Source organism: Streptomyces sp. NPDC055254 (assembly GCF_053606025.1).
Genome location: NZ_JBSGQV010000003.1, coordinates 268,065 through 293,431 on the forward strand (window position 1 = coordinate 268,065; position 25,367 = coordinate 293,431).

Below are 25,367 nucleotides of genomic sequence, written 5' to 3' on the forward strand. Positions count from 1 at the left end.
TCCGCCCTACGGCGGCCCGTGGCCCGCCGGGGCCGCCGCCCGCCGGCGGTCCGCCTGCACCACCGGCGAGTGCCGCAGCGCGTGTGAGATCCGCAGCAGGTCGCGCGGCCCGTCGGTGGTGGGGAGCGCGCCGTCCGAGCCGTTCTCGCCCTCCCCGATGACCTTGCCCTCGGGGTCGGCCGAGCGGGCCCGTACGGCGGCCACGACCATGGCCGCGTCGGCGACCGCGCGCGCGGTCTCCTCGTCGTCCCCCGACGCGACGGCCCGCGCGTAGGCGTCGTCGTGGCGGCTGCGGTCGAAGTACGGGCACAGGTGCAGGAACCCGTCGTGGATGTCCGACTCCCGCTGGATCACCCGCAGCTCGGCGGCCGACCACCAGGACATCCGGACGCCGGCCGCGGCCCCGGGCGCGGCGATCCGCACCTCCTGCCAGAGCGTGCCCAGTCGGCGGTACGTCCCCCAGATGTGCCAGTTGTCCGACAGCCGCTGGCAGACGAGCGGGACCACGAACCCCATCGCGCTGATCAGCGCGCCCACGGCGGCCAGCGGCGGGGCGACGGAGGTGCTCAGGACGTCGAGGTCGTGGCCCAGCCAGCGGGCGACGACCGCCGAGATCTTGGTGGCGTCGTAGCTGAGGTTGAACACGTAGCCCGACACGATGATCACCAGGCCGACCCGGAGCCAGCCGCGCACCTGGAGCGACCAGCGCCAGCACATCGCCACCATCACGACCGCGGCCACGTGGTGCGCGCCCAGGTACAGGGCGATCATCTGCCGCATGTACGGGGTGTTCGCGTAGTACGTGTCGAAGTCCCGCAGCCGCTCCACCGGGGCGTCACCCAGGAGGAAGAGCACGACCAGGGCCACGATCACCGCGCCGTAGCCCAGGATCCAGCGCCGGGAGACGCGCCGGGTGCGTTCGGGCGGCCCGCCGCGCCAGTTGACGACCAGGACCAGGCAGGAGGCGCTGAAGGCGGTGATCAGGCAGTACACGAGCGGGGCCGAGAAGTTCGCGATCCCGGTCCAGCGGTTGACCGCCAGGATGGTGGGCGGCGCGGCGAAGGCGAAGACCGCTCCGGCCAGGGCCAGCAGCGCGCAGACCGAACGCAGCAGCGGATCGCGCCAGTTGGTGCGCAGCGCGGGCAGTTTGAAGGCCAGGCTGACGGCCATCGCCGCTGCCGGTATGTAGTAGTCCTCGCCGTTCAACGGTCGTTCCTGTGCCCCCGGTATCCGAGCGAGGCCTCGATGCGGCCCGCCAACTGGTCACGCTGCGCCGGGGCGCGGTGGCTCGACGATCCGGCCAGCCAGTTCCGGCACCTGCTGCCGAGCAGCAGGCCGAAGGTCTCCGCCTCGGTCTCCTCCTGCACGTCGGCGCGGGTGCGCGCGGCGACCCGGCGGACCGTCTCGCCGATGTCGGCCTGGTCGGTCAGCAGCCGGGCCGCGACGGCGGCGCCGTCGACGTGGTGGCTGCAGTGGCCGGCCTTCATGTGCCACAGCTCGTGGCCCAGGATCACCAGCTGGTGGTCCGGCGCGGTGCGGTCCTCGATGACCACGAGGTCGCGGTCCGCCATGTCGAGCCACAGCCCGCTGGCCGTGCCGGGCGGGAACGAGGCCATCCGGAACTCCACGGGACGGCCCCGGTGCCTGCTCATGCCGTCGCAGAGGGCGGCGTAGAGGTCCACGGGTGCCACGGGGGCGGTCAGCCGGATGCCGGCCACCAGCTCCCCGCACAACCGCCGCTGCTCTCTGCCTATGCTCACCGTTCTCCCCGTCGGCGCGGATCCGGATCAGGACTCAAGGAACAGACCCAGAATTTCGACTGGGTCAGGATTCGTTCGGTTTAACGCTTTCGAGGAGCATGTCCAGCCATTCCGTCACCTTGTCCCGGTGTTTGTCGCTGGGGAGTTGGGCGGCGCGCCAGGCGATTCCCCGTACGCCGTGGTTCTGGAGGAGTCGTGCCAGCGGATCGCCCGCCGAGGCGGCCGGGACGGGTACGGTCTCCCGTGCGCGCCCGGCGAAATCCTGCAGCAGTTGCTGCTCGGTCCGTTGGAGGGCGTCGGTGAGGGCGTCCGCGTCGTGGGCGGTGAGGAATCCCGCGTGCACGCCGAAGAAGCGCTGGATCGCGTCGCAGTGCTCCATGGTGGGTCGGCGGTCGCCGTTGATCAGGGCTCCGGCCTGCTGCCGGGACATGCCGGCGCCGTCCGCGATCTCCTGCTGCGTGTAGCGGCGGCCGTTGGGTTTGACGCGCGTGCGCCGGAGCAGGTCGAGGCGCTGGAGGAACCGGGTCTGCAGGTCCGGTTCACCCGCCTGCCTGCCGTCGAGCAGGGTCCGGACCACGTCCGCGGGCACACCGGACGCCTCGGACAGTCGCCGCAGGTCGAAGACCTGGTTCAGGTCGCGACCCATCTTGCCCGCGAGTTCGGCGACCCGTGCGACGGTGGCGGCCAGGGGTGCGTGGGCCACCGCGACGGGAGCCGGGAAGCCTTCTGTCACCAGTGGTTCTCCTAGATCGCGCGATGTCGGTACGAGCACGTGGTCGGCTTCTGGAATCTAGCCGTTCTCCACCCGGAGGGCTATAACGTGCCACAGCTGTGGCGGGAATGAGCTGTCAACAGGCCGGAATTGCCACAATAGTTGACACTCGAATGAAGTCGGTAGCAGGATCGCCACACGGAAATTGAAGATCCAGACCGTGAGGAGGGGGAGCTCTCGGTGCCACATCTCGCAGCGGTGGGCCCGTCCGATGGCCTCGCCCGAGCCGGTGAGGACCGCCTGGCGGGCGAAGAATCCGCACGCGGTGTCGTGCGGTCGGAACGACGCAAGGAGATTTTGCGCCAGCGCCGCGAGGAACTGGGCCTGAGTCAGGAGGATGTCGCCGCTCGGCTGCGCATCAGCGTGCGCGCGTACGGAAACTGGGAGCGCGGCCTGGTCAAGGAATGGACGGACCGCAAACTGCTCGCCCTGGCCGAGGCCCTGGAGATGAGCGAACGCCAGTGCTGCTGGCTGTTCCGCATCATGGTCGACCGCGACCCGCCGCCCACGTGGCGCGCGGCGGAGGAGAGCCGGCTCCCCGCGGACCCCGCCCAGCGCGACTACCTGTGCGACTACGCGGCCCTCATGGAATCCACGCCGTACCCGAGCTTCCTGGTGGACCACCGCTGGGACGTCGCGCTCACCAACTCGGCCTTCGACCAGCTCTTCCTGTCCGTCCGGCCGCACCCGACGGCCCTGCCGGACGACAACTTCCTGCGCTTCGTGCTGTTCCACCCGGACGCGGCGGGCGTACTGGAGGATCACGAACCGGCCTGGTGCGTCCCGCTGCTGGCCCAGTTCGCGACCGCGCTGGCCGGCGCCCCGGACGACGAGGGACTGCGCAGCATCCGGCAGGAGGTGGCCCGCGACCCGTTCATGGAGGCCGCCTACCGGTACGGGGTGCCGCACTGGCTGGGCACCCACGGGGCCGAGGCCGCCGAGCGGGACGGGGCGGTGCGCACCGTGCGCCACCCCGACGCGCGGTGGGGGCAGACGCGCTGCCGGATGGTGGCCGAAACCAGTCGGATGCTCGACGCGATGGGGCTGACCCGGATCACGCTGATCCTCACCGCCGCGCAGGGCGGGCCGGTGGGACCCGCCCGGGACGGCGGGGCCGTGCAGCAGCACGGGGCCCGACTGCGCGCCGTGCCCTCGCTCGGGGACTGACCGGACGGGGGACACTGGTCCCCCCGGCCGCGCGCGCGGCCGGGAGCGCCGCCGGGTGCGGCGGAGCGCGGCCGCCGCGGACCGCGTCACGAGCCGTCGATGTCACGGATCGTGGCATGCGGCGCGTGGCGTGCGGCACACTCCGGCCCGCGCAGCGGCGCACCCGTACCGCGGCGTGGTGCGGCACTGGCGAAAGGCGGTAGGGCGTGCGGCTGACGATCCTCGGCGGGGGCGGCTTCCGGGTACCGCTCGTGTACGGAGCACTGCTCGGCGACCACGCGGAGGGCCGGGTCTCCCGGGTGACCCTCTACGACGAGGACGCCGGCCGGCTCGCCGCCATGACCCGGGTGCTCTCGGACCAGGCCGCCGCCGTGGCGGACGCCCCGGCCGTGACGGCCACCGGGGACCTCGACGAAGCCCTGCGCGGCGCCGATTTCGTCTTCTCCGCCATCCGCGTCGGCGGCCTGGACGGGCGCGCCGCGGACGAGCGGGTCGCCCTGGCTGAAGGGGTGCTGGGGCAGGAGACGGTGGGCGCGGGCGGCATCGCGTACGGCCTGCGGACCGTCCCCGTGGCCCGGGAGATCGCGGCGCGCATCGCCCGTATCGCCCCCCAGGCGTGGGTCATCAACTTCACCAACCCGGCCGGGCTGGTCACCGAGGCCATGGCCGAGCGGCTGGGGGACCGGGTGATCGGCATCTGCGACTCACCCGTGGGACTCGGCCGGCGCCTCGCCCGGCTGCTGGGAGCCCGGCCCGAGGAGGCCTGGATCGACTACGTGGGCCTCAACCACCTGGGCTGGGTCCGCGGACTGCACATCGGCGGCCGCGACGAACTGCCCCGGTTGCTGGCCGACGCCGCGGCGCTGGAGTCCTTCGAGGAGGGCCGGCTCTTCGGCGCGCAGTGGCTGCGCTCGCTCGGCGCGGTCCCGAACGAGTACCTGCACTACTACTACTTCAACCGCGACACCGTCCGCGCGTACCAGGAAGCCGAGCAGACCCGCGGCGCCTTCCTGCGCGACCAGCAGCGCGGCTTCTACGCCGAGGCGGGCCGGCCCGGCCGGCCCGTCGGCGCGGCCCTGGCCGCCTGGGACCGCACCCGCGCCGAGCGCGAGGCCACGTACATGGCGGAGAACCGCGAGGCGGCGGGCGCCGGGGGGCGCGAGGAGAGCGACCTGGAGTCCGGTGGCTACGAGAAGGTCGCCCTCGCCCTGATGCGGGCCATCGCCCGGGACGAGCGGGCCACGTTGATCCTCAACGTCCGCAACCGCTCCACGCTGTCCGTACTCGACCCCGAGGCGGTCATCGAGGTGCCCTGCCTGGTCGACGCGAACGGCGCCCATCCGGTGGGCGTGGCCCCGTTGCCGCTGCACGCGGTCGGGCTGGTCACGTCGGTCAAGGCCGTGGAGCGCGAGGTCCTGGCGGCCTCGGCGAGCGGTTCGCGGGCGGACGCCGTGAAGGCCTTCGCGCTGCACCCCCTGGTGGACTCGGTGGGAGTGGCCCGGCGCCTGCTCGACGGGTACGCGGCCGTCCACCCGGGGCTGGGCTACCTGCGCTGATGCGGCCCGTCCGCGGCCCTCCTCGGCGCGGGCGGGCGATCACCCGTACGGGCCCGTCGGGCATGCGGCCGGACGGGGGAGCTGTGAGGGTTCCAGGTGTGACCACTGCCCCCGCCACGGCCCCGGCGCCGCCCGTGCTCGACCGTCGGCGGCGCAACGTCATCTTCGCGACGATCATGCTGGGCGTGCTGCTGGCCGCCCTCGACCAGACGATCGTGGGCACCGCCCTGCCCACGATCGTGGCCGACCTCGGCGGCGGCGACCACATGTCGTGGGTGGTGACCTCCTACCTGCTCGCGGAGACCGTCGCGACGGTGCTGGTCGGCAAGTTCGGTGACGTCTTCGGCCGGAAGTTCATCTTCCAGCTCTCGGCGATCATCTTCATCAGCGGCTCGTTCCTGTGCGGGTTCGCGAGCAACATGACCCTCCTCATCCTGTGGCGGGGCGTCCAGGGCATCGGCGCCGGCGGCCTGATGGTCACCGCGATGGCCCTGATCGCCGACGTGGTGCCGCTGCGCGAACGGGGCAAGTACCAGGGTGCGATCGGAGCCGTGTTCGGTGTCGCCACCATCATCGGGCCGCTGCTGGGAGGCCTGTTCACCGACTCCTTGAGCTGGCGCTGGTGCTTCTACGTCAACGTGCCGATCGCCATCCTGGTGGTGGTCGCCGCCGCGCGCACGATCCCCTCGGTCCGGGCCGCGGGGAAGACCGTGATCGACTACCTCGGTATCGCGCTGGTCGCCGTCGGGTCGAGCGCCCTGATCCTGGCCACGAGCTGGGGCGGCAACGAGTACCCCTGGGCCTCCCCGGTGATCATCGGCCTGTTCGCGGTCGGGGTCCTGGCCCTGGGGCTGTTCTGCCTCGCCGAGGTCCGGGCCGCCGAACCGATGCTCCCCATGCGGCTCTTCCTGAATCCGGTCTTCTCGGTCTGCTCCGTCCTGAGCTTCGTCGTCGGCTTCGCGATGCTCGGCGCGATGACCTTCCTGCCGACCTACCTCCAGTACGTGGACGGGGACTCGGCCACCGTGTCGGGCGTGCGGACGCTGCCGATGGTCGTCGGCCTGCTGATCGCCTCCGTCTTCAGCGGCAACGTCACCAGCAAGACCGGCCGCTACCGGATCTTCCCCATCGTGGGCTGCGCGGTGATGGGCGTCGGGCTGTACCTGCTGTCGCTGATGGGGCCGGGGACCAGCACCTGGCTGGAATCGCTCTACATGTTCGTGCTGGGCACCGGCATCGGACTGTGCATGCAGGTCCTGACCATCGCCGTGCAGAACACCGTGGACTACGCCGACCTCGGCACGGCGACCTCCGGCGTCACCTTCTTCCGTACGCTCGGCAGCGCCTTCGGGACCGCCGTCTTCGGCACCATCTACGCCAACAGCCTGGGCCCCGGCCTGGAGGCGGCGGTGGCCGAGGCGGCCCGGGCCACCGGAGCCGATCCGGCGCAGCTGGGCGCGGCCGCGTCCAGCCCGCAGGGCGTGCACGGGCTGGACCCGGCGCAGGCGGCCCCGGTGATCGCGGCATACGCGCAGGCGCTGCAGACGGTGTTCCTGTGGACCGTGCCGGTGGCGGTGTTCGGCTTCGTGGTCGCGCTCTTCCTCAAGCAGGTCAAGCTCCGCGACAGCGCCCGGGCGGGCTCGACGGACATGGGCGACGGTTTCGCCTCGCCCGCGACGGCCTCGGGGAACTCGGCCAAGCTGCTGGAGCTGGCGGTCGGCAAGCTCGTACGGAACATGGGGGCGCGGGAGGCGCGGGCCATCGTCGAGGGCTCCGACACCCGGTTGGACATGGCCGGCGCCTGGACCGTGATGCAGGTGGAGCTGCTGACCCGGACCGTGGGCCACGCCAGTCTGGGACTCGTCGCGGGCCGGCGGCACCTGCCGCCCGAGGTGCTGCTGCCGGCCTTCGACCGGATGGTCGAGGAGGGCTACCTCACCCGCACGGGCAGCTTCTTCACGCTCACCGCGGGCGGGCAGCGGGAGGCCGACGTGATCTCGGCGGCCTGGGCGGACTGGCTCGGGAGTCGACTGGAGAAGGACCGGGGCCGGCCGCGGAGCGCGGAACTGCGGGCGGCGGCCGACGCGATCGCGAAGCGGCTGCTGGCGGAGGACCTGGGCGAGGGGAACTTCGCGCCGAGGGTGGGGGCGCGGGGGTAGCGCACAGCGCGGCGGCGCGCAGGGGCAGGCCGGGGCTGCGCGCGGGGGTGCCGGGGTCGTGGCCGGAGGTAAGGGGCGCAAGGAGGCGGCGGAACTTTCCGTGGCTCCGGGACGTCCTCCTCTGCGAGGCGCACGAGCTACGGGGGTACCGCTCATGAGGATCACGCTGGCCGAGGAGATCATGCTGCTGTCCCTGGACGACGCGTCGGGGGCGGTACGGGAGCGCCAGTCGGTCAGTTGGGCGGTGGCCGGAGGCCTCCTGCTCGAACTGGTCCTGGCCGGGCGGGTGTCGGTGACGGGCCAGTACCTCGCTCCGGCGGACACCGCGCCCACGGGCGATCCGCTGCTCGACGGCCGCGTCCGGCTCATCGAGGCCTGGTTGCGGGGCCGCGACAAGCGCCGGGTCACGGACTGGCTGACGAAGGACCGGACCCCGTCCGTCGGCGCCGTGCTGGAGAGCCTGCGCGGACGCGGGCTGGTCACCGAGGAACAGCGCCGGGTGCTGGGGGTGGTGCCGGTGCGGCGGCACCCCGAGACGGACGGTTCGTACGAACGCGCCCTGCGCGCACGGCTGGCCGCCGTCGTCCTGGACGGGGCCGAGCCGGACACGCGCACGGCCGGCCTGATCGCCCTGATCCACTCCGCCCGGCTGCACCGGCTCGCGTTCCCCGACCTGCCCCGCCGGCAGGTGGCGCCGAGGCTGGCGGAGACGGCCGCCGGCCACTGGGCGTCAGAGCAGGTCCGCGCGGCGATCAGGGACATGCAGGCGGCGATGGTCGCGGTCACCCTGGTGACGGCGGCCGGGGCGGTGCTCTAGGTGCAGTGACCCGCAGGGGTGCGGGCGCGACCGAGGGGCGGCGTCGACGCGGGGTACGGATACGGCCAATCGGGGGAGGCGTGCTCCGGCCGTGGGGCACCGGCCTCCGCACCACGCTCACAGGTGCGCGGGTCCTGGGCCGTCGGGCGCCGGCCCGAACCCGTTCGTGGCGGGGTAGTCGTACGCGGGCGCGTGCGCCGGGGCCAAGAGGTCCGGGCGCCAGGTGCGCAGGACGGCTGCCGAGGGCGCGTAGAGCGCCGAGGGGAGATCGGACGGGGCGAACCACTGCCAGCGCACGATCTTGTGGGGTTCGGTGACCTTGGGGACGCCCTGCGCCGCGGTGGTGACGGCGGCCGCCGTCAGGCGGGTCACCCCGGACCTCGCGTCGATCTGGACGGCAAGGATCCGGATGGTCCCGGGCGCCGTCCGCAGGTCCGTCTCCTCGGCGAGCTCGCGGGCGGCGGCCTGCTCGAAGCCCTCCCCGGGGTCGACCTTGCCGCCTGGGAGTTCCCAGCGGCCGTCGTGGGCCTGCCCCAGCAGCACCCGGCCGTCCGGCCCGACGACGACCAGCCCGACGCCGACCACGGCGTTGGGCTGCGGGGCCGCGCGCTCCGGGCGCTCGGGTCGCGTGGCGGGTGCCCGGCACTCGTCGGGGTCCGTCATGTCCGTCCTTCCGGTGGGGTGGCGGTGGGGGTGGTCCGGGCCCGCACGTGGATCCGTTCGCCCTGCGGCCCGAACAGGCTGAGGAACTCGGCCGGGTACGCGCCCGCGTTGAAGAAGGCGTGCGGGGTGCGCGTGTCGAACTCGGCCGCCTCGCCGGGGCCGAGGACGAGGTCGTGCTCTCCGAGCAGGAGCCTGACCTGACCTGAGAGCACGTACAGCCACTCGTAGCCCTCGTGCACCTTCAGTTCCGGCTCGGCGGGTGGGCTCTCGACGGGCGGCAGGATCTGCTTGAAGGCGCGCACTCCGCCGAGGTCGCGGGTCAGCGGGATGTAGGTGCTGCCGTTGCGGACGAGGGGGCGGGGGCGGATCCGGGGGTCCCCGGTCTCCGGGGCGCCGACCAGCTCGTCCAGCGGGACCCGGTGGGCCTTGGCCAGGGGCAGCAGCAGCTCAAGCGTCGGCCGGCGCTGCCCCGACTCCAGCCGGGAGAGGGTGGAGAGGGAGATTCCGGTGGTCTCGCCGAGCTGCGCCAGCGTGATGCCGCGCTGCTGGCGCAGGGCGCGCAAGCGGGGCCCCACGGCGGTGAGCACGCCGGCGAGCTCCTCGTCCCGTTCCTCGGTGGTCATGGAACCAATGTGCCGCTTCGGCAAGGCGTTCTGTCAAACGGAACCCTCGGACATCTGTGCGGGTTTCGGACATGGCCGGCTCGTGCAGGCTCTGTGCGGTCTGATCGTCGTACCGTTCATCGGCTCAGGGGGCGCACATGGCACACGTGCTGGTCATCGGCGGGGGTGTCGGAGGCCTGGCCACGGCGCTGCTCGCGGCACGGCGGGGACACACCGCCGAGTTGTTCGAGCGCGACACCCGGGCCCCGGGCACCGCGCTCGACCGGGACTCCTTCGGCTGGCGGCGACCGGCCGTCCCGCAGGCGAACCAGCCGCACGCGCTCCTCGGGGCCGCGCGCAACGTGCTGCGGCGCGAACTGCCCGACGTCCACCGGGAGATGATCCGGCTCGGCGCGCGAGAGCGGCACGAGCTGGACTGGTTCGACGTACGCCCGCCCGCGCGCCCCGGCGACGAGGACCTCGTGATGCTCCAGGCCCGGCGCATCGTGCTGGAGAGCGCCCTCGTCACCGCCGTGCGTGCCGAACCGGGTGTCGTCGCGCGGTACGGGCAAGCGGTCACCGGGCTCACCACCGTTCCCGGGATCCGGGTGACGGGAGTGTCCACGGACGCCGGCACCCACGCGGGCGACCTCGTCGTGGACGCGAGCGGGCGGCGCGGGGGTACCGAGCGCTGGCTGGCCGCCGCGGGCTGCCGGCCCGCCGTCGTGGAACGGCACCGCACGGGGATCGCGTACTTCTGCCGCTGGTACCGGCTGCCCGAGGGGGTGGACGAAGGCCCGCGCCGGCCGTGGGCCGTGGCCGGCGGAGCCTTCGCGGGGTGCGCGGTCTTCCCGGCCGACAACCGGGTGTTCGCCGTGACCCTGTTCGTGCACACGACGGACACCACGCGCTCCGCGCTGCGCGATCCGGCGGCCTTCGAGTCCGCCGCCCGGGCCTTCCCGCCCGGCGCGGCCTGGCTGGGCCCGGGCGCCGAGCCGCTGTCCGGGGTACTGGCCGCCGCGTGCGCGGACAACCGCTGGAGCGCTCTGGCCGACGAGCGGGGCCCGGTGGTGACCGGGCTGGTGCCCGTCGGGGACGCGATCACCCACACCAACCCCACCCTGGGCCAGGGCGCGTCCCTCGCGCTGTGGGCCGCGAGCAGGGTGGCGCGCACGGCGCACCGGGACCCGGGATCGGAGCGGTACGCCGCCGACCACCACGCCTGGGCGGTGCGCACCCTGAAACCGTGGTTCGACTTCCAGGTCGTCGCCGACGCGGCCATCGGGGAGCGGTTCGCGACCCGGGCCGCCCGGACCGGGACCGCCCGGGAGGTGGCCGCGCTGTTCGACTGTGCGCTGGAGGACCCGGAGGTGATGCGCGCGCGGGCCAGGGTCCGCCACCTGGCGGAGCAGCCGCAGCGGGCGTACGCCGACCCGGCGATCAGGCAGAGGGTGGCGCGCTGGCTCGCGGCCCGGCCGGACTACGCGCCGAACGCGGTCGGGCCGGACCGGGAGGAGTGGGAGAAGCTGACCTCGGGGTGAGGCGGGGACGCGCGGCCTACTCGGTGCCGGTGCCGGTGTTCGTCTCGGTATCCGTCTCGGTCTCGGCGGGAGGGGCTCCGAGGACTTCGGCGAGGTCGTAGCCGACGACTTCCTCCAGCTGGGCGTAGGTGCAGCTCTCCGGCTCCCGGTCGGGCCGCCAGCGGGCGAACTGGGCCGTGTGCCGGAAGCGGTCCCCCTCCATGTGGTCGTACCGCACCTCCAGGACCCGCTCCGGCCGCAACGGCACCCACGACAGGTCCTTCTTCCCGGTCCAGCGGCTCTGCGCGCCCGGCAGCCGCGCGCTCTCGTGGGCCGACTCCTGCGCCCATGCTGCCCACGGGTGCCCCTGCGGGTCCGGCATGCGCAGTGGTTCGAGCTCCTCGACCATCTCGGCCCGGCGCTTCATCGGGAAGGCGGCGCACACGCCGACATGCTGGAGCGCGCCCCCGTCGTCGTACAGACCGAGGAGGAGTGATCCGATGATCGGACCGCTCTTGTGGAAACGGTAGCCCGCGACGACGACGTCCGCCGTACGTTCGTGCTTGACCTTGAACATGAGGCGGGCATCGGGCCGGTAGGGGAGATCCAGGGGCTTGGCGATCACCCCGTCGAGCCCGGCGCCCTCGAACCGTTCGAACCACTCCCGCGCGAGCGCCGGATCGGTGGTCGCGGGCGCGAGATGGACGGGGGGACGAGCGGTGGAGAGGATCTGGGCGAGGGCGGTGCGGCGCGCGCTGAGCGGGGTGTCGAGGAGCGCCTCGTCGCCGAGCGCGAGCAGGTCGAAAGCGACGAAACTCGCCGGCGTGGCACCGGCGAGCAGGGTGACCCGCGACTGCGCGGGGTGGATGCGCTCGGTCAGCCGGTCGAAGTCCAGGCGCCCGTCGTGCACGATGACGATCTCGCCGTCCACGACGCAGCGGTCGGGCAGGTTCTCCTTCAGCGCCGCCACCAGCTCGGGAAAGTACCGGTTCAGCGTCTTGCCCGTGCGGCTGCCGATCTCGACCTCGTCGCCGTCGCGGTGCACGATGGCCCGGAAGCCGTCCCACTTGGCCTCGTACTGCATGCCCGGCGGGATCTTCGCCACGGACTTGGCGAGCATCGGTTTCACGGGCGGCATCACCGGCAGGTCCATGACTGAAATTCTGCGGTGGTACGTCCGGCCCCGCCCGGTATGCGCACCCGGCCGGGCCCGCCTACCGTGGCGCACATGGGTGCTGCCGGTAGTGCGATCGAGCTGGACGCGGGCGGGCGGACGGTCAGGCTGTCCAGCCCGGACAAGGTGTACTTCCCGGAGCGCGGGCTCACCAAGCGGGACGTGGCCGAGTACTACCTGGCGGTCGCGGGCGGCATCACACGGGCCCTGCGCGACCGGCCCACGACGCTGGAACGCTTCCCGGACGGAGTGGAGGGCGAGTCGTTCTTCCAGAAGCGGGCCCCGAAAAACCTCCCCGACTGGATCCCGACCGCCCACATCGCCTTCCCCAGCGGTCGCACGGCCGACGAGATCTGCCCGACCGAGCCGGCCGCCGTCCTGTGGGCCGCGAACCTGGGCTGCCTCACCTTCCACCCCTGGCCGGTGCGGCGCGAGGACACCGACCGGCCCGACGAACTGCGCATCGATCTGGACCCGCAGCCCGGCACCGACTACCACCACGCGGTGGCCGCCGCCCATGAGCTGCGCGCACTCCTGGAGGAACTGGGCCTGCGCGGCTGGCCCAAGACCTCGGGAGGCCGGGGCCTGCACGTCTTCGTACCCATCGCACCGCGCTGGACCTTCACCGAGGTCCGGCGGTGCGCGATCGCCCTCGGCCGGGAACTGGAACGCCGGATGCCCGGAAAGGTCACGACGGCCTGGTGGAAGGAGGAGCGAGGCGAGCGCATCTTCGTCGACTACAACCAGACGGCGCGCGACCGCACGATCGCCTCCGCCTACTCCGTCCGCCCGCGACCGCACGCCCCGGTGTCGGCGCCGCTGCGCTGGGACGAGGTGGACGACGCGGAGCCGAGGGACTTCGACATCGTGACGATGCCGGCCCGCTTCGCCGAACTGGGCGACCTGCACGCCGACATGGACGACCACGCCTTCACCCTGGACGCCGTCCTGGAACTCGCCGCCCGCGACGAGCACGACAACGGCCTGGGCGACATGCCGTACCCGCCGGACTACCCGAAGATGCCGGGCGAACCCAAACGCGTCCAACCGAGCCGCGCGAAGCAGGAGGGCGGCTCGGACGGGTAGCCGCCCGGTCCGTGTTCCCGAGACCGCCTCCCGGGGGGCCGGTCGCGGCGGCCGATCCGTCGAGCACGGGCGGGCCGGCCTTCCCGACCCGCGCCGCCTGCACGTTCCTGGACCTGGAGGCCCGCCCGCTGCCGTGCCCGAGCTTGTCAGTGGCGGGTGCGATGCTCGCCCTCGGGGAGGGTGCGCGGTAAGTGTTGATCAGGCGTTGATCGGACGTCCATCGGCGGCGGCGAGGATCACCGGCATGTCGATGAACACCACCGCTGCCGCCGCCCCCGCCTGGTACGACCTGGCCCTGTGCGCCCAGACGGGCCCCGGATTCTTCTTTCCGGAGCCCGGTTCGTCGCTGCGCGACGCGAAGCGGCTGTGCGGGGCGTGCGAGGGGCGGGCGGCATGCCTGGAGTACGCCTTGGCCAACGACGAGCGCTTCGGTGTCTGGGGCGGCCTCTCCGAGACCGAACGCCTGGCGTTGCGCGCCGGCCGCTGACGGGCCGGGCCAGGCACCGACGCGCCCCGCACCCGACACGCCCGCGCCCCGCACCCCTCACGCCCGCGCGCCCCGGCCCGAGCACGAGCTCGGACCGGGGCGCGCGGGCGTGAGGGGTAGGAGCGTCCGCTCAGCCCTTGCGGGCGGCGATCCGGGCCGCGCGTGCGGCCAGGCGCTCGTCGAACTTGCGGGCCTCGGTGTCCAGGCCGTTCATGAACAGGCCGAGCTCCTCCTGGGCCTTCTGACCCTCGGGCCCGAGACCGTCGATGCTCATGATCTTGAGGAAGCGGATCACGGGGCTCAACACGTCGTCGTGGTGGATCCGCAGGTTGTAGACCCCGCCGATCGCCATCTGCGCGGCCATCCGCTCGAAGCCGGGCATGCCGTGTCCGGGCATCCGGAAGTCGACGACGACGTCCCGGACGGCCTGCATGGTCAGGTCCGGGGCGATCTCGAAGGCCGCGCCCAGCAGATTGCGGTAGAAGACCATGTGCAGGTTCTCGTCCTGCGCGATGCGGGCCAGCATCCGGTCGCAGACCGGGTCGCCGGACTGGTGTCCGGTGTTGCGGTGCGAGATGCGGGTGGCGAGCTCCTGGAAGGCGACGTACGCCACGGAGTGCAGCATCGAGTGCCGGTTGTCGGACTCGAAGCCCTCCGACATGTGCTGCATCCGGAAGGCTTCCAGCTTGTCCGGGTCCACGGCGCGCGAGGCCAGCAGGTAGTCGCGCATCACGATGCCGTGGCGGCCCTCCTCGGCCGTCCAGCGGTGCACCCAGGTGCCCCAGGCGCCGTTGCGGCCGAAGAGCGAGGCGATCTCGTGGTGGTAGCTGGGGAGGTTGTCCTCGGTCAGCAGGTTCACGACCAGCGCGATCTTGCCGATCTCGGTGACCTTGGACTGCTCCGGGTCCCAGGCCTCGCCGTCCTCGAAGAATCCGGGGAAGTTGCGGCCGTCGCTCCACGGGACGTACTCGTGGGGCATCCAGTCCTTGGTGACCGTCAGGTGGCGGTTGAGTTCCTTCTCCACCACCTCTTCCAGCGCGAACAGCAGCTTGGCGTCGGTCCACGCCTCCGAGCTGCCGAGGTGGGGAGAGGTGATCGTCACGGGTACTCCTGAGTGCAAAGCGAAATTACCTACGGTTCCGTAGCCTACGGAGTCGTAGGTTAAGCGCGACATCAAGGTGAGCCAAGTCCCAGGCATGCCTATGTCCGGTTACATCCCGTTATCTACGCAGTTTGAGTGGCCTCCGCAGGGCATATGGAGGAGCAAAGTCACGCGGCCAGGTGGCCTCTCCGTCCCCGCATTGACAGCGGGAGCGGGTCGCAGAGCGCGGAGGGCAAAGTTCCGGTGAGCCGGGAACGCACGCTGCGGGCGGCCGGTCGACCGCACCGGCCGCCCGCCCGCCGTCAGTGCCACAGCGTCGCCCGGACCTCCTCGGCCGTGGTCGGCCGCAGGTCGCCGTCCAGCAGCAACCAGCGCGTGATGCCGATCGACTCCAGGAACGGCACGTCGTGACTCGCCACGACGAGTGCCCCCTCGTACGACTCCAGCGCGGCGGTCAGCTGCCGCACGCTCGCCAGGTCCAGGTTGTTCGTCGGCTCGTCCAGCATCAGCAGCTGCGGGGCCGGCTCCGCCAGCAGCAGGGCCGCCAGAGCCGCCCGGAACCGCTCGCCGCCCGACAGGGTGCCGGCCGGCCGGTCCGCCCGGGCGCCGCGGAAGAGGAAGTGCGCGAGCCGGGCCCGGATCACGTTGTCGGTGGCCTGCGGCGCGAACCGCGCCACGTTCTCCGCCACCGTGCGGTCGTCGTCCAGCACGTCCAGCCGCTGCGGCAGGAACCGCGTGGTCACGTGTGGTACCGCCGTCCCGGACGCCGGTGCCAGCAGTCCCGCGATCGTGCGCAGCAGCGTGGTCTTGCCCGAACCGTTGCGACCCACCAGCGCGATCCGCTCCGGTCCGCGCAGCTCCCACTCGCCCCGCACGGCGGCGCCGTGGGCGAGCTCCACCTCGTTCAGGGTCAGGACGCGCCGCCCCGGCGGGACCTGGGTGGCGGGCAGTCGGACGCGGATCTCGTCGTCGTCGCGCACCGCATCCACCGCCTGATCGAGCCGCTCCTTCGCCTGCGTGAGCCTCTCGGTGTGCATGATGCGGTGCTTGCCCGCCGACTCCTGCGCCGCCCGCTTGCGGGCGCCCATGACGATCTTCGGCTCGCGCTTGTTCTCGAACATCTTCTGGCCGTAGCGCTTGCGACGCGCCAACTTGACCTGTGCATCGGCGAGTTCGCGCTTCTGGCGCTGCACGTCGGCCTCGGCGACGCGGACCATCCGCTCCGCCGACTCCTGCTCGACCGCGAGCATCTCCTCGTAGTCGGTGAAGTTCCCTCCGTACCAGCGCACTTCGCCGTCACGCAGTTCGGCGATCTGGTCGACCCGCTCCAGGAGCTCGCGGTCGTGGCTGACCAGGACCATCACGCCCGTCCAGGACTCGACCGCCGCGTACAAGCGGCGCCTGGCGCGCAGGTCCAGGTTGTTGGTGGGCTCGTCCAGCAGCAGCACGTCGGGCCGCGCCAGCAGCAGGGCCGCCAGCCGCAGCAGGACGCACTCGCCGCCGGACAGCTCGCCGACCGTACGGTCCAGCCCGATCCGGGCGAGCCCGAGTCGGTCGAGCGCGGCCAGGGCCCGTTCCTCCACGTCCCAGTCGTCGCCGACGGCGGCGAAGTCGGCCTCGGTGGCCTCGCCGGCCTCGATGGCGTGCAGGGCGGTACGGGTGGCGCGGATGCCCAGCGCCTCGTCCACACGGAGCGCGGTGTCGAGGATGACGTCCTGCGGGAGGTGACCGACCGTGCCGGCGACGGACAACTCGCCGTCCGTCGGGATCAGTTCACCCGCCATCAGTCTCAGCAGGGTGGACTTTCCGCATCCGTTGAGCCCGATCAGGCCGGTGCGGCCGGGGCCGACGGCGAGGTGGAACCCGTCGAGGACGGGGGTTCCGTCGGGCCAGCCGAAGGACAGGTCGGAGCAGGTGATGAAAGCAGGGGCATGACTCATGGAGGCCTCCAGGTTGCGTGAGTGGTGCGTGCAACTCGGGGAGACAGCCGACGGCGGGCCGGCGACACGGAGGGTCGCGGGGGTCGGTGTCTCGAACCTCAGACGAGCAATGTCCTACTCCGTTTCGGCGGCGATGGGGCGTCTACGAAGCTACGGGCGGCCGGAGCCGCCCGCAAACGAATAAGGGCAAGGGGGGTGCCGGTGGGCGTGGGCGGTGCGGGCGGCGGGTGCGTGCCCGGTCAGCAGGTGTCGCGCATCAGCTGCGCCAGGCTCTGGTCCACATCGAGGTAGAGGTGCTCCAAGCCGGGCGGGACCACGGTCGCGGCGCGCTCCAGGAAGCGCCGCAGCTCGGCCGTCAGCAGCAGGACGATCGCGACGCCCTCGGGCGCGTGGAACTCGATGGTGGTGCGGTCGCCGTCGTAGGGGCGCACGCGCACGTCGCCGTGGCCCGAGGGGCGGCTGAGCCCGGACTCCAGAAGTTCGCGCGCGAAGGTCCACGAGACCGCGACGCCCTCCAGGGTGGCGGGGGCGGGGAACGCCATGCGGATGGCGAAGGGATCCGACTGTTCGTAGCAGAGAGTGACGGGAACGATCTCGACCTTCGGCGCGATGGCGACCAGACGGGCCTGCATGGCCTGCTCGATGACAGTGATCAAGGCTCACTCCCTTGCGGCGGATCTGCTGCCGGGCAATGGCTGGCGACCGGCAACCCGATAGACGCCGGAATCGGCAATTCCGTGCACGAGAGGTGACGTGACCTGTGTCACCGATTGGCCGGAACTTGCCTGTGTGATCGCACAGCGTGACCAAGAGTGGGGCGTGAGCCAAGGAAGAGCAGCCGGTTCGCCGTGCTCCCGGCCGTCGGAGAAGGGCTGGTTCCCGATCACTCCACAGGCCCAAGGCGCCGTTTTTCAGGGCACGGAGGCACCCTGGACGGCGTATCCGCCGTGCGTTAGCTTCCGGCGCCATGAGACTTCTGGGAACTGGGCTCGGAGTTGGCATGTGTGCGGCACTTCTGGCGGCGGGCCTGACAGCCGCGCCCGCACATGCCGGGGGCGGATCATCGGGCGGGGCGCCGTCGGGCGGTGGGAGCACGGCGACCGCGGCGGACCTGGCGATGGCCGGTGCCGGTGCCGGTACCGGCGGCGCGGGTGCGGGAGTCGGGGCCGAAAGGGCCGGTGTGCACTGGGCGTTGAAGGAGACCGGCAAGGACTCCCGCTTCCGCGGGCTGGCGGCGGTCAGCCGGAACACGGCCTGGGTGGCCGGTTCCAAGGGGACCGTCCTGCGCACGGTGGACGGCGGACGCAGCTGGCGGGACGTCTCGCCGCCGGGCGCGGTCGCGGAGGGGCTGGAACTGCGGGACATCGAGGCCTTCGACGCCCGGCGGGCGGTGGCCCTGTCGATCGGCGAGGGCGAGGCGTCCAGGGTGCTGCGCACGGAGGACGGCGGCGCCACCTGGACCGAGACCTTCCGCAATCCCGATCCGCGCGCCTTCTACGACTGCCTCACCTTCTTCGACGCGCGGCACGGGCTGGCGATGAGCGACCCGGTGGACGGGAAGTTCCGCATCCTGTCCACCGATGACGGCGGCCGGAGCTGGCGGGTCCTGCCGGACGCGGGCATGCCGCGGGCGCTGCCGGGCGAGGCCGGCTTCGCGGCGAGCGGCCAGTGCCTGGTCGGCGCCGGGTCCCGCGACGTCTGGCTGGCCACGGGCGGCGGGGCCACCGCTCGGATCCTGCACTCCTCGGACCGGGGCCGGACATGGCGGGTGGCCGAGTCCACCCTGCCGGCGGGCGACCCGGCGCGGGGCGTCTTCGCCCTGGCCTTCCGGGACCGTACGAGGGGCATCGCGGTCGGCGGTGACTACCGGACGGGGCAGCCGTCGCCGAGGGCGGCGGCGCTCTCCTCCGACGCCGGCCGGAGCTGGCGCCCGGCGGCGACCCCGCCCCCGGCGTACCGCTCGGGCGCGGCCTGGTTCCCGTACAGCGCGGCGACGGCCCTGGCGGTCGGCCCGACGGGCACGGACGTGACGACGGACGGCGGGCGCACCTGGCGGCCACTGGCAGCCGGCTCGTTCGACACGGTGTCCTGTGCGGCGGACGCGGGCTGCTGGGCGGCGGGGGAGAAGGGAAGGGCGGCCAGGCTGGAACGCGGCTGAGCCGGGCCCCGGGCCCCGCGCGTCCCGCGGGGCCCGGGGCGGCGCGGGTTGCCTACAGGGGCGGGTTCTCGCGGACCGTCGACAGGTCCGACGAGGTCTTCGTGGCGAGGAACTCCGTGATGCGGTAGGCGCAGACGCCCGCCACGGTGAAGGGGTCCTCGGCCGCGATCTTCTCGATCTCGGCCCGCGAGACGCCGCCGGCCAGGATCACGCCGCCGTCGCGGGGGACCTTGCGGCCCGAGGCCAGGAAGACGCCGGACGCGTAGTAGCCGTCCAGCCAGGCCAGGTGGGCGTCCAGCTGGTCTTCGACGGCTTCGATGGGCGCGGTGTAGGTGAGCTCCATGACGAACATGATCGCCAGGCTACTCTCGCCTCATCATGACGAGTGTGAAGACCCCCGCCGATGAGGCCGATGCCCGGGCGATACAGGACGAACTGCGCCATCAGGTAGTGCTCACCGAGACCGGGCCCCCGCCGGGCCGGGGGCTGGTCGCGGGAGTGGACGTCGCGTACGACGACGCGCGCGACCTCGTCGCCGCCGCGGCCGTGGTGCTCGACGCCGCCACCCTGGAGGTCGTCGAGGAAGCCACCGCCGTCGGGCACGTCAGCTTCCCCTACGTGCCCGGCCTGCTCGCCTTCCGCGAGCTGCCGACCGTACTGGCCGCCCTCGACGCCCTCACCACCGCGCCCGGACTCGTCGTCTGCGACGGGTACGGGCTCGCCCACCCCCGCGGCTTCGGCCTGGCCTGCCACCTCGGCGTGGTCACCGGGCTCCCGGCCATGGGGGTGGCGAAGAATCCGTTCACCTTCACCTACGAGGAGCCCGGCGCCCATCGCGGCGACACCGCCGCGCTGCGGGCCGCCGACGGCGCCGAGGTCGGGCGGGCGCTGCGCACGCAGGACGGGATCAAGCCGGTCTACGTCTCCGTCGGGCACCGGATCTCGCTGGACAACGCCTGTGCCCACGCCCTCGCGCTGAGCCCCCGCTTCCGGATCCCCGAGAGCACCCGGCACGCCGACTCCCTGTGCCGGCGGGCCCTGCGCGAAGCGACGGGCTAGCGCTCCTGCGCCACCCGGAAGGTGATGCCGGCCTTCTGGAGGCGGGCGATGAGGGCGTCGCCCATCGCGACCGCCGTCGTGAGCTGGCCGGAGACCTCCGGGAGGGCGTCGTGGGCCAGGCAGAGCGCCGACTCCGCCAGCATCTTCGCGGTCTCCCCGTAGCCCGGGTCGCCGCCCGCGACCTCGGTCAGGACGCGCCGTCCGCCGCCCTCGCCCACGAACCGTACGGTGAACCAGCTGCGCGCCCGCCGCTCCGCGTCGGGCCCCTGACCCGACTCCCAGCGGTTCATGAGCCAGCGTCGGGCGGGCGGGACCTGCGCCAGGGCCGCCGCGGCGCCCACGGCGGCCGTACCGCCCAGGGCGACGGGCAGGTGCTTGACGGAGGCGAAGTGGCGGTAGCGGAAGTCCGGGCCGTACCGCTCCAGGGCGGCCGCCGAGCGGGCGACGATCGCGGGGTCCAGGGTCGGCAGCGGCAGGGCCCAGGTGCCGGTCTCCCGGCTGAACCGGGGCGCGCCCACCGGGCCCCGGGCCCGGCGTCCGAGCAGCCGGGGCTCGTGCAGCCGGCGGGCGCGCGCGGCCGACAGGGTCTGTGGGCCCCGGCTGAGCGCGGTCAGCGCCGAGGCCAGGGTCCCGCCGGAGAAGAGGGCGTTGGACCGCACGAAGCCGTCGACGGCGAGCGCGACGCCCTCCGGCAGTCGGCGCACGGTGAAGTACGCGCCCAGATCGGCCGGGATCGAGTCGAAGCCGCACGCGTGGACGATGCGTGCCCCGGTCTCGCGGGCGCGCGCGTCGTGTTCGACGTACATCCGGTCCACGAACTCCGGCTCACCGGTCAGGTCCACGTAGTCCGTGCCCGCCTCGGCGCAGGCGGCCACCAGGCCCGCGCCGTACCAGACGTACGGGCCCACGGTGGTGGCCAGTACCCGGGTGGACGCGGCGAGTTCGCGCATGGCCGCGGCGTCCGAGGCGTCCGCCCGGAACAGGGGCAGCCCGGTGAGGGACGGATCGGCCTCGGCCAGCCGCTCGCGAAGGCGCTCCAGTTTCGCGAGGTCCCGGCCCGCCAGGGCCCACCGGCAGCCTGCGGGCGCGTGCGCGGCGAGGTACTCGGCGGTCAGGGCCCCCACGAAGCCCGTGGCACCGAACAGCACCACGTCGTAGGGCCGTTCGGGATGGTCCTGTCGAACCGTTGCGTTCATGGCCGCTCCTCCCAGCTGGTGTCGGTGGCCGAGGCTAGCGTGCGGTGGCGGCGGGCGGCGCCCCGGGGACGCGCGCGGCGAGACGGTCCCGGGGGCGCCGCGCCGGCGATCGCGCGGCGCGGTCGATCACGGGGGAGCGGGGCGCGCCGGCGAAACGACTAAGCGCTTGCTCTTGTGCTGCGTGGAACACGTTCCTAGCATCGATGGTGTTACATCAGTTGTGTCACACAGTCGTAATCGCCGCGCGGACCGGAATGCTGGGGGCTCGATGGCAGTGACAGGGAACGGGAACGCGGGCGGCGGCGGGACCGGCCGCCCACCGGGTGGCGGCCTCCCCGGCGAGGGCGGCGGCTTGCCCGGCGGCGGCCCGCTCGCCGGTGTGCGCGTCGTCGAACTGGCGGGCATCGGTCCGGGCCCGTTCGCCGCCATGCTCCTCGCGGACCTCGGCGCGGACGTCGTACGGGTGGACCGCCCGGGCGGTGGCGGACTCGCCGTCGACCCGGCCTACGACATCACCAACCGCAACAAGCGGTCCGTCCTCGTCGACCTCAAGTCGCCCGGGGGCCCCGCCCGGGTCCTGGACCTCGCCGAACGGGCCGACGTCCTCGTCGAGGGCTTCCGCCCGGGAGTCGCCGAGCGGCTCGGCGTGGGCCCGGCCGACTGCCACGCCCGGAACCGGAAGCTGGTCTACGGCCGGATGACCGGCTGGGGCCAGGAGGGCCCGCTCGCCCACACCGCCGGGCACGACATCGCCTACATCGCGGTGACCGGCGCGCTGGGCATGATCGGCAACCCGGGCGAGCCCCCGGCCGTTCCCGCCAACCTGGTCGGGGACTACGCGGGCGGCTCGCTCTATCTGGTCATCGGGGTCCTCGCGGCCCTCCAGCACGCCCGCGCCACCGGCGCCGGCCAGGTCGTCGACGCGGCCATCGTCGACGGCACCGCCCACCTCACGGCCATGATCCACGGGATGATGGCGGCGGGGGGCTGGCAGGACCGGCGCGGCGCGAACCTCCTCGACGGCGGCTGCCCCTTCTACGGCACCTACGAGACCTCGGACGGCCGGTACATGGCGGTCGGCGCGCTGGAGCAGCAGTTCTACGACGAGTTCACCGCCCTCCTCGGCATCCAGGACCGGGCCCCGGCCCGCAAGGACCTCGCCCGCTGGGGCGAACTGCGCGAGGCCGTCGCCGTCCGCTTCAAGTCCCGTACCCGGCAGGAGTGGACGGAGGTCTTCGAGGGCAGCGATGCCTGCGTGGCCCCCGTGCTCTCGCTGCGCGAGGCCCCGCACCATCCGCACCTCGCCGCGCGCGGGACCTTCACCGACGTCGGCGGGATCATCCAGCCCGCCCCCGCACCGCGCTTCTCGGCCACCCCGGGGACGGTCACCGGCGGGCCCGCCCTGCCCGGCGCGCACACCGCCTCCGTGGCGGCCGACTGGGGCGTACCGGCCCTGCTGGACGACGCGGACCGGCCGCGGGACGCGCCGGCGGCGCCGTCGGAGGAAGAGGGCTGATGGAACTGTCCATGATGCTCGACCACGCCTGCGATCCGCGCCGCGCGGCCGCTGACGACGCTGTGCGGACCCGAGGGGTACGTACGCGAGCGCGTCGAGGCCTTCCAAGCAGCGGGGGTCACCATGCTCGACACCACGCCCGTCGGCCCCGAGCCGGCGCGGCTGGTCGAAACCGTCGAGAACTGGCTGTGAGGAGCCTTCGATGAAACGCCGGATCTTCGACGCCGACCACGAGGCGTTCCGCGAGACCGTCCGCACCTTCCTCGCCAAGGAGGTGCTGCCGCACTACGAGCAGTGGGAGAAGGACGGCATCGTCAGCCGCGCCGCCTGGCGGGCCGCCGGCCGCCAGGGCCTGCTGGGCCTGGCCGTGCCCGAGGAGTACGGGGGCGGCGGCAACACCGACTTCCGCTACGCCGCCGTGATCGCCGAGGAGTTCACCCGGGCGGGCGCCCCCGGACTCGCCATCGGCCTGCACAACGACATCATCGGCCCCTACCTGACCTCCCTCGCCACCGAGGAGCAGAAACGCCGCTGGCTGCCCGGTTTCTGCTCGGGCGAGACCATCACGGCCATCGCGATGACCGAACCGGGCGCGGGCTCGGACCTCCAGGGGATCAGGACCACCGCCGAGGACCGGGGCGACCACTGGGTGCTGAACGGTTCGAAGACCTTCATCTCCAACGGCATCCTCGCCGACCTGGTGATCGTCGTGGCCCGGACCACCCCCGAGGGCGGGGCGCACGGCCTGTCGCTGCTGGTCGTGGAGCGCGGGGCGGAGGGCTTCGAGCGCGGTCGCAACCTCGACAAGATCGGCCAGAAGGCGCAGGACACGGCCGAGCTGTTCTTCCATGACGTACGGGTCCCCAAGGAGAACCTCCTCGGCGAGCCGAACGGCGCGTTCGTCCACCTGATGACCAACCTCGCGCAGGAGCGGATGGGCATCGCGATGGCCGGCATCGCCGCCGCCGAGTACCTGCTGGAGATCACCACGCGGTACGTCAAGGAGCGCGAGGCCTTCGGCCGGCCGCTCTCCAAGCTCCAGCACATCCGCTTCGAGATCGCGGAGATGGCCACCGAGTGCGCCGTCACCCGTACCTTCCTCGACCGCTGCATCGCCGACCACGCGAACGGCGAACTGGACCACGTGCACGCCTCCATGGCCAAGTGGTGGGCCACCGAGCTCCAGAAGCGGGTCGCCGACCGCTGCCTGCAACTCCACGGCGGTTACGGATACATGACCGAATATCGGGTCGCGCGGGCCTTCACCGACGGGCGCATCCAGACCATCTACGGCGGCACGACCGAGATCATGAAAGAGATCATCGGCCGCTCCCTCCTCGGCTGACGCCGCACCTTCAGAAAGGCTTGACCAGTGAGCACCGAAGCTTACGTATACGACGCGATCCGCACCCCGCGCGGCCGTGGCAAGGCCAACGGCGCCCTGCACGGCACCAAGCCGATCGACCTGGTCGTCGGCCTCATCCACGCCCTGCGCGAGCGCAACCCGGGTCTGGACCCGGCGACCATCGACGACATCGTGCTCGGCGTCGTCGGCCCCGTGGGCGACCAGGGCTCCGACATCGCGCGGATCGCGGCCATCGCCGCCGGGCTCCCGGACACCGTGGCCGGCGTGCAGGAGAACCGCTTCTGTGCCTCGGGCCTGGAAGCCGTCAACATGGCGGCCGCCAAGGTCCGCTCCGGCTGGGAGGACCTCGTCCTCGCGGGCGGAGTGGAGTCGATGTCCCGCGTCCCGATGGCCTCCGACGGCGGCGCCTGGTTCGCCGACCCGATGACCAACTGGGACACCGGTTTCGTCCCGCAGGGCATCGGCGCCGACCTGATCGCCACCATCGAGGGGTTCTCCCGGCGAGACGTGGACGAGTACGCGGCGCTCTCCCAGGAACGCGCCGCCGCGGCCGTGAAGGAGGGCCGCTTCGCGAAGTCGGTCGTCCCGGTCACCGACCGCAACGGCCTGGTCGTCCTGGACCACGACGAGTTCATCCGCCCGGGGACCACGGCCGACACCCTCGCCAAGCTCAAGCCGTCCTTCGCCGACATCGGCGACCTCGGCGGTTTCGACGCCGTCGCGCTGCAGAAGTACCACTGGGTGGAGAAGATCGACCACGTCCACCACGCGGGCAACTCCTCCGGCATCGTGGACGGCGCCTCGCTGGTCGCCATCGGCTCCCGCGAGGCGGGGGAGCGCAACGGCCTCACCCCGCGCGCCCGGATCGTCTCGGCCGCCGTCTCCGGCTCCGAGCCGACCATCATGCTCACCGGTCCCGCCCCGGCCACCCGCAAGGCCCTCGCCAAGGCCGGCCTGACCATCGACGACATCGACCTCATCGAGATCAACGAGGCCTTCGCCGGCGTCGTGCTGCGCTTCGTCAAGGACATGGGCGTCTCGCTGGACAAGGTCAACGTCAACGGCGGCGCCATCGCTCTGGGCCACCCGCTCGGGGCCACCGGCGCGATGATCCTCGGCACCGTCGTGGACGAGCTGGAACGCCAGGACAAGCGCTACGGGCTCGTCACCCTGTGCGTGGGCGGCGGCATGGGCGTCGCCACCGTCGTCGAGCGCCTGTAGCCGTGCGGCGCAGCGAAGGCCAGACCCTCCTGTAGCGCCCGAGCCG

Annotated in this window: 23 protein-coding genes and 1 pseudogene; 13 read left to right on the forward strand and 11 right to left on the reverse strand. The window is 72.8% G+C overall.

Annotated elements, in window-relative coordinates:
- Window positions 1-6: 6 nt before the first annotated feature.
- The 3 genes from ACWFQ8_RS05220 to ACWFQ8_RS05230 all read right to left on the reverse strand — a co-directional run bounded on the left by ACWFQ8_RS05220 (window position 7) and on the right by ACWFQ8_RS05230 (window position 2,493).
- A complete protein-coding gene (locus tag ACWFQ8_RS05220; protein ID WP_453784817.1) occupies window positions 7-1,206 on the reverse strand; it encodes an MAB_1171c family putative transporter in 1,200 nt (399 codons plus the stop codon).
- Window positions 1,203-1,760, reverse strand: a complete 558-nt coding sequence (locus tag ACWFQ8_RS05225; RefSeq protein WP_453784818.1) for a toxin-antitoxin system, toxin component — start codon at window positions 1,758-1,760, stop codon at window positions 1,203-1,205. The genes ACWFQ8_RS05220 and ACWFQ8_RS05225 overlap by 4 nt, the downstream gene beginning before the upstream one ends.
- Before the next feature lie 64 nt (window positions 1,761-1,824).
- Window positions 1,825-2,493 carry a helix-turn-helix domain-containing protein gene (locus tag ACWFQ8_RS05230; protein ID WP_453784819.1) on the reverse strand — a complete coding sequence of 223 codons (669 nt, stop codon included), beginning with the start codon at window positions 2,491-2,493 and terminating at the stop codon, window positions 1,825-1,827.
- Between the two features lie 336 nt (window positions 2,494-2,829).
- Here ACWFQ8_RS05230 and ACWFQ8_RS05235 point away from each other — a divergent pair, with 336 nt between their 5' ends.
- The 4 genes from ACWFQ8_RS05235 (at window position 2,830) to ACWFQ8_RS05250 (ending at window position 8,231) form a co-directional block, all read left to right on the forward strand.
- Window positions 2,830-3,699, forward strand: coding sequence for a helix-turn-helix domain-containing protein (locus ACWFQ8_RS05235; protein ID WP_453784820.1), 870 nt, complete (start codon window positions 2,830-2,832; stop codon window positions 3,697-3,699).
- Window positions 3,700-3,905: 206 nt separating this feature from the next.
- Complete coding sequence (locus ACWFQ8_RS05240; protein ID WP_453784821.1) at window positions 3,906-5,255, forward strand: 6-phospho-beta-glucosidase; 1,350 nt, start codon at window positions 3,906-3,908, stop codon at window positions 5,253-5,255.
- A gap of 62 nt (window positions 5,256-5,317) precedes the next feature.
- Window positions 5,318-7,414: an MDR family MFS transporter gene (locus ACWFQ8_RS05245; protein ID WP_453784883.1), complete on the forward strand. Its 2,097-nt coding sequence runs from the start codon at window positions 5,318-5,320 to the stop codon at window positions 7,412-7,414.
- Between the two features lie 154 nt (window positions 7,415-7,568).
- Entirely contained in the window at window positions 7,569-8,231 is a 663-nt protein-coding gene (locus tag ACWFQ8_RS05250) for a GOLPH3/VPS74 family protein (RefSeq protein WP_453784822.1), read from the forward strand.
- A 117-nt stretch (window positions 8,232-8,348) separates the two neighbouring features.
- Here ACWFQ8_RS05250 and ACWFQ8_RS05255 read toward each other — a convergent pair whose 3' ends face one another.
- Together ACWFQ8_RS05255 and ACWFQ8_RS05260 are read right to left on the reverse strand one after the other, a co-directional pair.
- Window positions 8,349-8,894, reverse strand: a complete 546-nt coding sequence (locus tag ACWFQ8_RS05255; protein WP_453784823.1) for a nucleotide triphosphate diphosphatase NUDT15 — start codon at window positions 8,892-8,894, stop codon at window positions 8,349-8,351.
- The gene (locus tag ACWFQ8_RS05260) at window positions 8,891-9,517 is read right to left on the reverse strand and encodes a helix-turn-helix domain-containing protein (protein WP_453784824.1); all 627 of its coding nucleotides are present in this window, start codon (window positions 9,515-9,517) and stop codon (window positions 8,891-8,893) included. Before ACWFQ8_RS05260 ends, ACWFQ8_RS05255 begins: the two co-directional genes overlap by 4 nt.
- Before the next feature lie 137 nt (window positions 9,518-9,654).
- Between ACWFQ8_RS05260 and ACWFQ8_RS05265 the strand changes: the two genes are divergently transcribed.
- Entirely contained in the window at window positions 9,655-11,037 is a 1,383-nt protein-coding gene (locus ACWFQ8_RS05265) for an NAD(P)/FAD-dependent oxidoreductase (RefSeq protein WP_453784825.1), read from the forward strand.
- Between the two features lie 16 nt (window positions 11,038-11,053).
- Here the strand turns inward: ACWFQ8_RS05265 and ACWFQ8_RS05270 are convergent, their stop codons facing one another.
- Window positions 11,054-12,169 (reverse strand): ATP-dependent DNA ligase, encoded by a 1,116-nt coding sequence (locus tag ACWFQ8_RS05270; RefSeq protein WP_453784826.1) that lies wholly within the window; start codon window positions 12,167-12,169, stop codon window positions 11,054-11,056.
- Window positions 12,170-12,244: 75 nt separating this feature from the next.
- On the opposite strand from ACWFQ8_RS05270, the gene ligD reads away from it, so the two are divergent.
- The gene (gene ligD, locus ACWFQ8_RS05275) at window positions 12,245-13,276 is read left to right on the forward strand and encodes a non-homologous end-joining DNA ligase (protein WP_453784827.1); all 1,032 of its coding nucleotides are present in this window, start codon (window positions 12,245-12,247) and stop codon (window positions 13,274-13,276) included.
- Window positions 13,277-13,520: 244 nt separating this feature from the next.
- On the forward strand, window positions 13,521-13,763 hold the full coding sequence (locus ACWFQ8_RS05280; RefSeq protein WP_453784828.1) for a WhiB family transcriptional regulator: 243 nt from the start codon (window positions 13,521-13,523) through the stop codon (window positions 13,761-13,763).
- Window positions 13,764-13,893: 130 nt separating this feature from the next.
- Here ACWFQ8_RS05280 and ACWFQ8_RS05285 read toward each other — a convergent pair whose 3' ends face one another.
- From ACWFQ8_RS05285 to ACWFQ8_RS05295, 3 genes are all read right to left on the reverse strand, one after another.
- A complete protein-coding gene (locus ACWFQ8_RS05285) occupies window positions 13,894-14,865 on the reverse strand; it encodes an acyl-ACP desaturase (protein ID WP_453784829.1) in 972 nt (323 codons plus the stop codon).
- A gap of 302 nt (window positions 14,866-15,167) precedes the next feature.
- Entirely contained in the window at window positions 15,168-16,805 is a 1,638-nt protein-coding gene (locus ACWFQ8_RS05290; protein WP_453784830.1) for an ABC-F family ATP-binding cassette domain-containing protein, read from the reverse strand.
- 239 nt (window positions 16,806-17,044) lie between these two features.
- The gene (locus ACWFQ8_RS05295; RefSeq protein WP_453784831.1) at window positions 17,045-17,461 is read right to left on the reverse strand and encodes an SsgA family sporulation/cell division regulator; all 417 of its coding nucleotides are present in this window, start codon (window positions 17,459-17,461) and stop codon (window positions 17,045-17,047) included.
- 461 nt (window positions 17,462-17,922) lie between these two features.
- Between ACWFQ8_RS05295 and ACWFQ8_RS05300 the strand changes: the two genes are divergently transcribed.
- Window positions 17,923-18,963, forward strand: a complete 1,041-nt coding sequence (locus ACWFQ8_RS05300) for a WD40/YVTN/BNR-like repeat-containing protein (protein ID WP_453784832.1) — start codon at window positions 17,923-17,925, stop codon at window positions 18,961-18,963.
- 52 nt (window positions 18,964-19,015) lie between these two features.
- Here the strand turns inward: ACWFQ8_RS05300 and ACWFQ8_RS05305 are convergent, their stop codons facing one another.
- A complete protein-coding gene (locus ACWFQ8_RS05305; RefSeq protein WP_453784833.1) occupies window positions 19,016-19,315 on the reverse strand; it encodes a YciI family protein in 300 nt (99 codons plus the stop codon).
- 26 nt (window positions 19,316-19,341) lie between these two features.
- On the opposite strand from ACWFQ8_RS05305, the gene ACWFQ8_RS05310 reads away from it, so the two are divergent.
- Window positions 19,342-20,022 carry an endonuclease V gene (locus ACWFQ8_RS05310; RefSeq protein ID WP_453784834.1) on the forward strand — a complete coding sequence of 227 codons (681 nt, stop codon included), beginning with the start codon at window positions 19,342-19,344 and terminating at the stop codon, window positions 20,020-20,022.
- Here ACWFQ8_RS05310 and ACWFQ8_RS05315 read toward each other — a convergent pair.
- Window positions 20,019-21,218, reverse strand: a complete 1,200-nt coding sequence (locus ACWFQ8_RS05315) for a saccharopine dehydrogenase family protein (protein ID WP_453784835.1) — start codon at window positions 21,216-21,218, stop codon at window positions 20,019-20,021. The two genes, ACWFQ8_RS05310 and ACWFQ8_RS05315, sit on opposite strands and share 4 nt — an antisense overlap.
- A gap of 268 nt (window positions 21,219-21,486) precedes the next feature.
- Between ACWFQ8_RS05315 and ACWFQ8_RS05320 the strand changes: the two genes are divergently transcribed.
- From ACWFQ8_RS05320 to ACWFQ8_RS05335, 4 genes and pseudogenes are all read left to right on the forward strand, one after another.
- Window positions 21,487-22,734 carry a CaiB/BaiF CoA transferase family protein gene (locus tag ACWFQ8_RS05320; protein ID WP_453784836.1) on the forward strand — a complete coding sequence of 416 codons (1,248 nt, stop codon included), beginning with the start codon at window positions 21,487-21,489 and terminating at the stop codon, window positions 22,732-22,734.
- Window positions 22,735-22,794: 60 nt separating this feature from the next.
- Window positions 22,795-22,926, forward strand: a pseudogene (locus ACWFQ8_RS05325) (LLM class F420-dependent oxidoreductase); the annotation flags it as partial.
- 10 nt (window positions 22,927-22,936) lie between these two features.
- Entirely contained in the window at window positions 22,937-24,079 is a 1,143-nt protein-coding gene (locus ACWFQ8_RS05330) for an acyl-CoA dehydrogenase family protein (protein ID WP_453784837.1), read from the forward strand.
- A 27-nt stretch (window positions 24,080-24,106) separates the two neighbouring features.
- Window positions 24,107-25,321: an acetyl-CoA C-acetyltransferase gene (locus ACWFQ8_RS05335; protein ID WP_453784838.1), complete on the forward strand. Its 1,215-nt coding sequence runs from the start codon at window positions 24,107-24,109 to the stop codon at window positions 25,319-25,321.
- The last annotated feature ends 46 nt before the right edge of the window (window positions 25,322-25,367 follow it).

What these genes read in the sequence shown, in the direction of transcription:
- ACWFQ8_RS05245 (WP_453784883.1), top strand. Translation starts at nt 5,318, where the DNA reads ATGCGGCCGGACGGGGGAGCTGTGAGGGTTCCAGGTGTGACCACTGCC.
- ACWFQ8_RS05250 (WP_453784822.1), top strand. Translation starts at nt 7,569, where the DNA reads ATGAGGATCACGCTGGCCGAGGAGATCATGCTGCTGTCCCTGGACGAC.
- ACWFQ8_RS05255 (WP_453784823.1), bottom strand. Translation starts at nt 8,894, where the DNA reads ATGACGGACCCCGACGAGTGCCGGGCACCCGCCACGCGACCCGAGCGC.
- ACWFQ8_RS05260 (WP_453784824.1), bottom strand. Translation starts at nt 9,517, where the DNA reads ATGACCACCGAGGAACGGGACGAGGAGCTCGCCGGCGTGCTCACCGCC.
- ACWFQ8_RS05265 (WP_453784825.1), top strand. Translation starts at nt 9,655, where the DNA reads ATGGCACACGTGCTGGTCATCGGCGGGGGTGTCGGAGGCCTGGCCACG.
- ACWFQ8_RS05270 (WP_453784826.1), bottom strand. Translation starts at nt 12,169, where the DNA reads ATGGACCTGCCGGTGATGCCGCCCGTGAAACCGATGCTCGCCAAGTCC.
- ligD (WP_453784827.1), top strand. Translation starts at nt 12,245, where the DNA reads ATGGGTGCTGCCGGTAGTGCGATCGAGCTGGACGCGGGCGGGCGGACG.
- ACWFQ8_RS05280 (WP_453784828.1), top strand. Translation starts at nt 13,521, where the DNA reads ATGTCGATGAACACCACCGCTGCCGCCGCCCCCGCCTGGTACGACCTG.
- ACWFQ8_RS05290 (WP_453784830.1), bottom strand. Translation starts at nt 16,805, where the DNA reads ATGAGTCATGCCCCTGCTTTCATCACCTGCTCCGACCTGTCCTTCGGC.
- ACWFQ8_RS05300 (WP_453784832.1), top strand. Translation starts at nt 17,923, where the DNA reads ATGGCCGGTGCCGGTGCCGGTACCGGCGGCGCGGGTGCGGGAGTCGGG.
- ACWFQ8_RS05305 (WP_453784833.1), bottom strand. Translation starts at nt 19,315, where the DNA reads ATGTTCGTCATGGAGCTCACCTACACCGCGCCCATCGAAGCCGTCGAA.
- ACWFQ8_RS05310 (WP_453784834.1), top strand. Translation starts at nt 19,342, where the DNA reads ATGACGAGTGTGAAGACCCCCGCCGATGAGGCCGATGCCCGGGCGATA.
- ACWFQ8_RS05315 (WP_453784835.1), bottom strand. Translation starts at nt 21,218, where the DNA reads ATGAACGCAACGGTTCGACAGGACCATCCCGAACGGCCCTACGACGTG.
- ACWFQ8_RS05320 (WP_453784836.1), top strand. Translation starts at nt 21,487, where the DNA reads ATGGCAGTGACAGGGAACGGGAACGCGGGCGGCGGCGGGACCGGCCGC.
- ACWFQ8_RS05330 (WP_453784837.1), top strand. Translation starts at nt 22,937, where the DNA reads ATGAAACGCCGGATCTTCGACGCCGACCACGAGGCGTTCCGCGAGACC.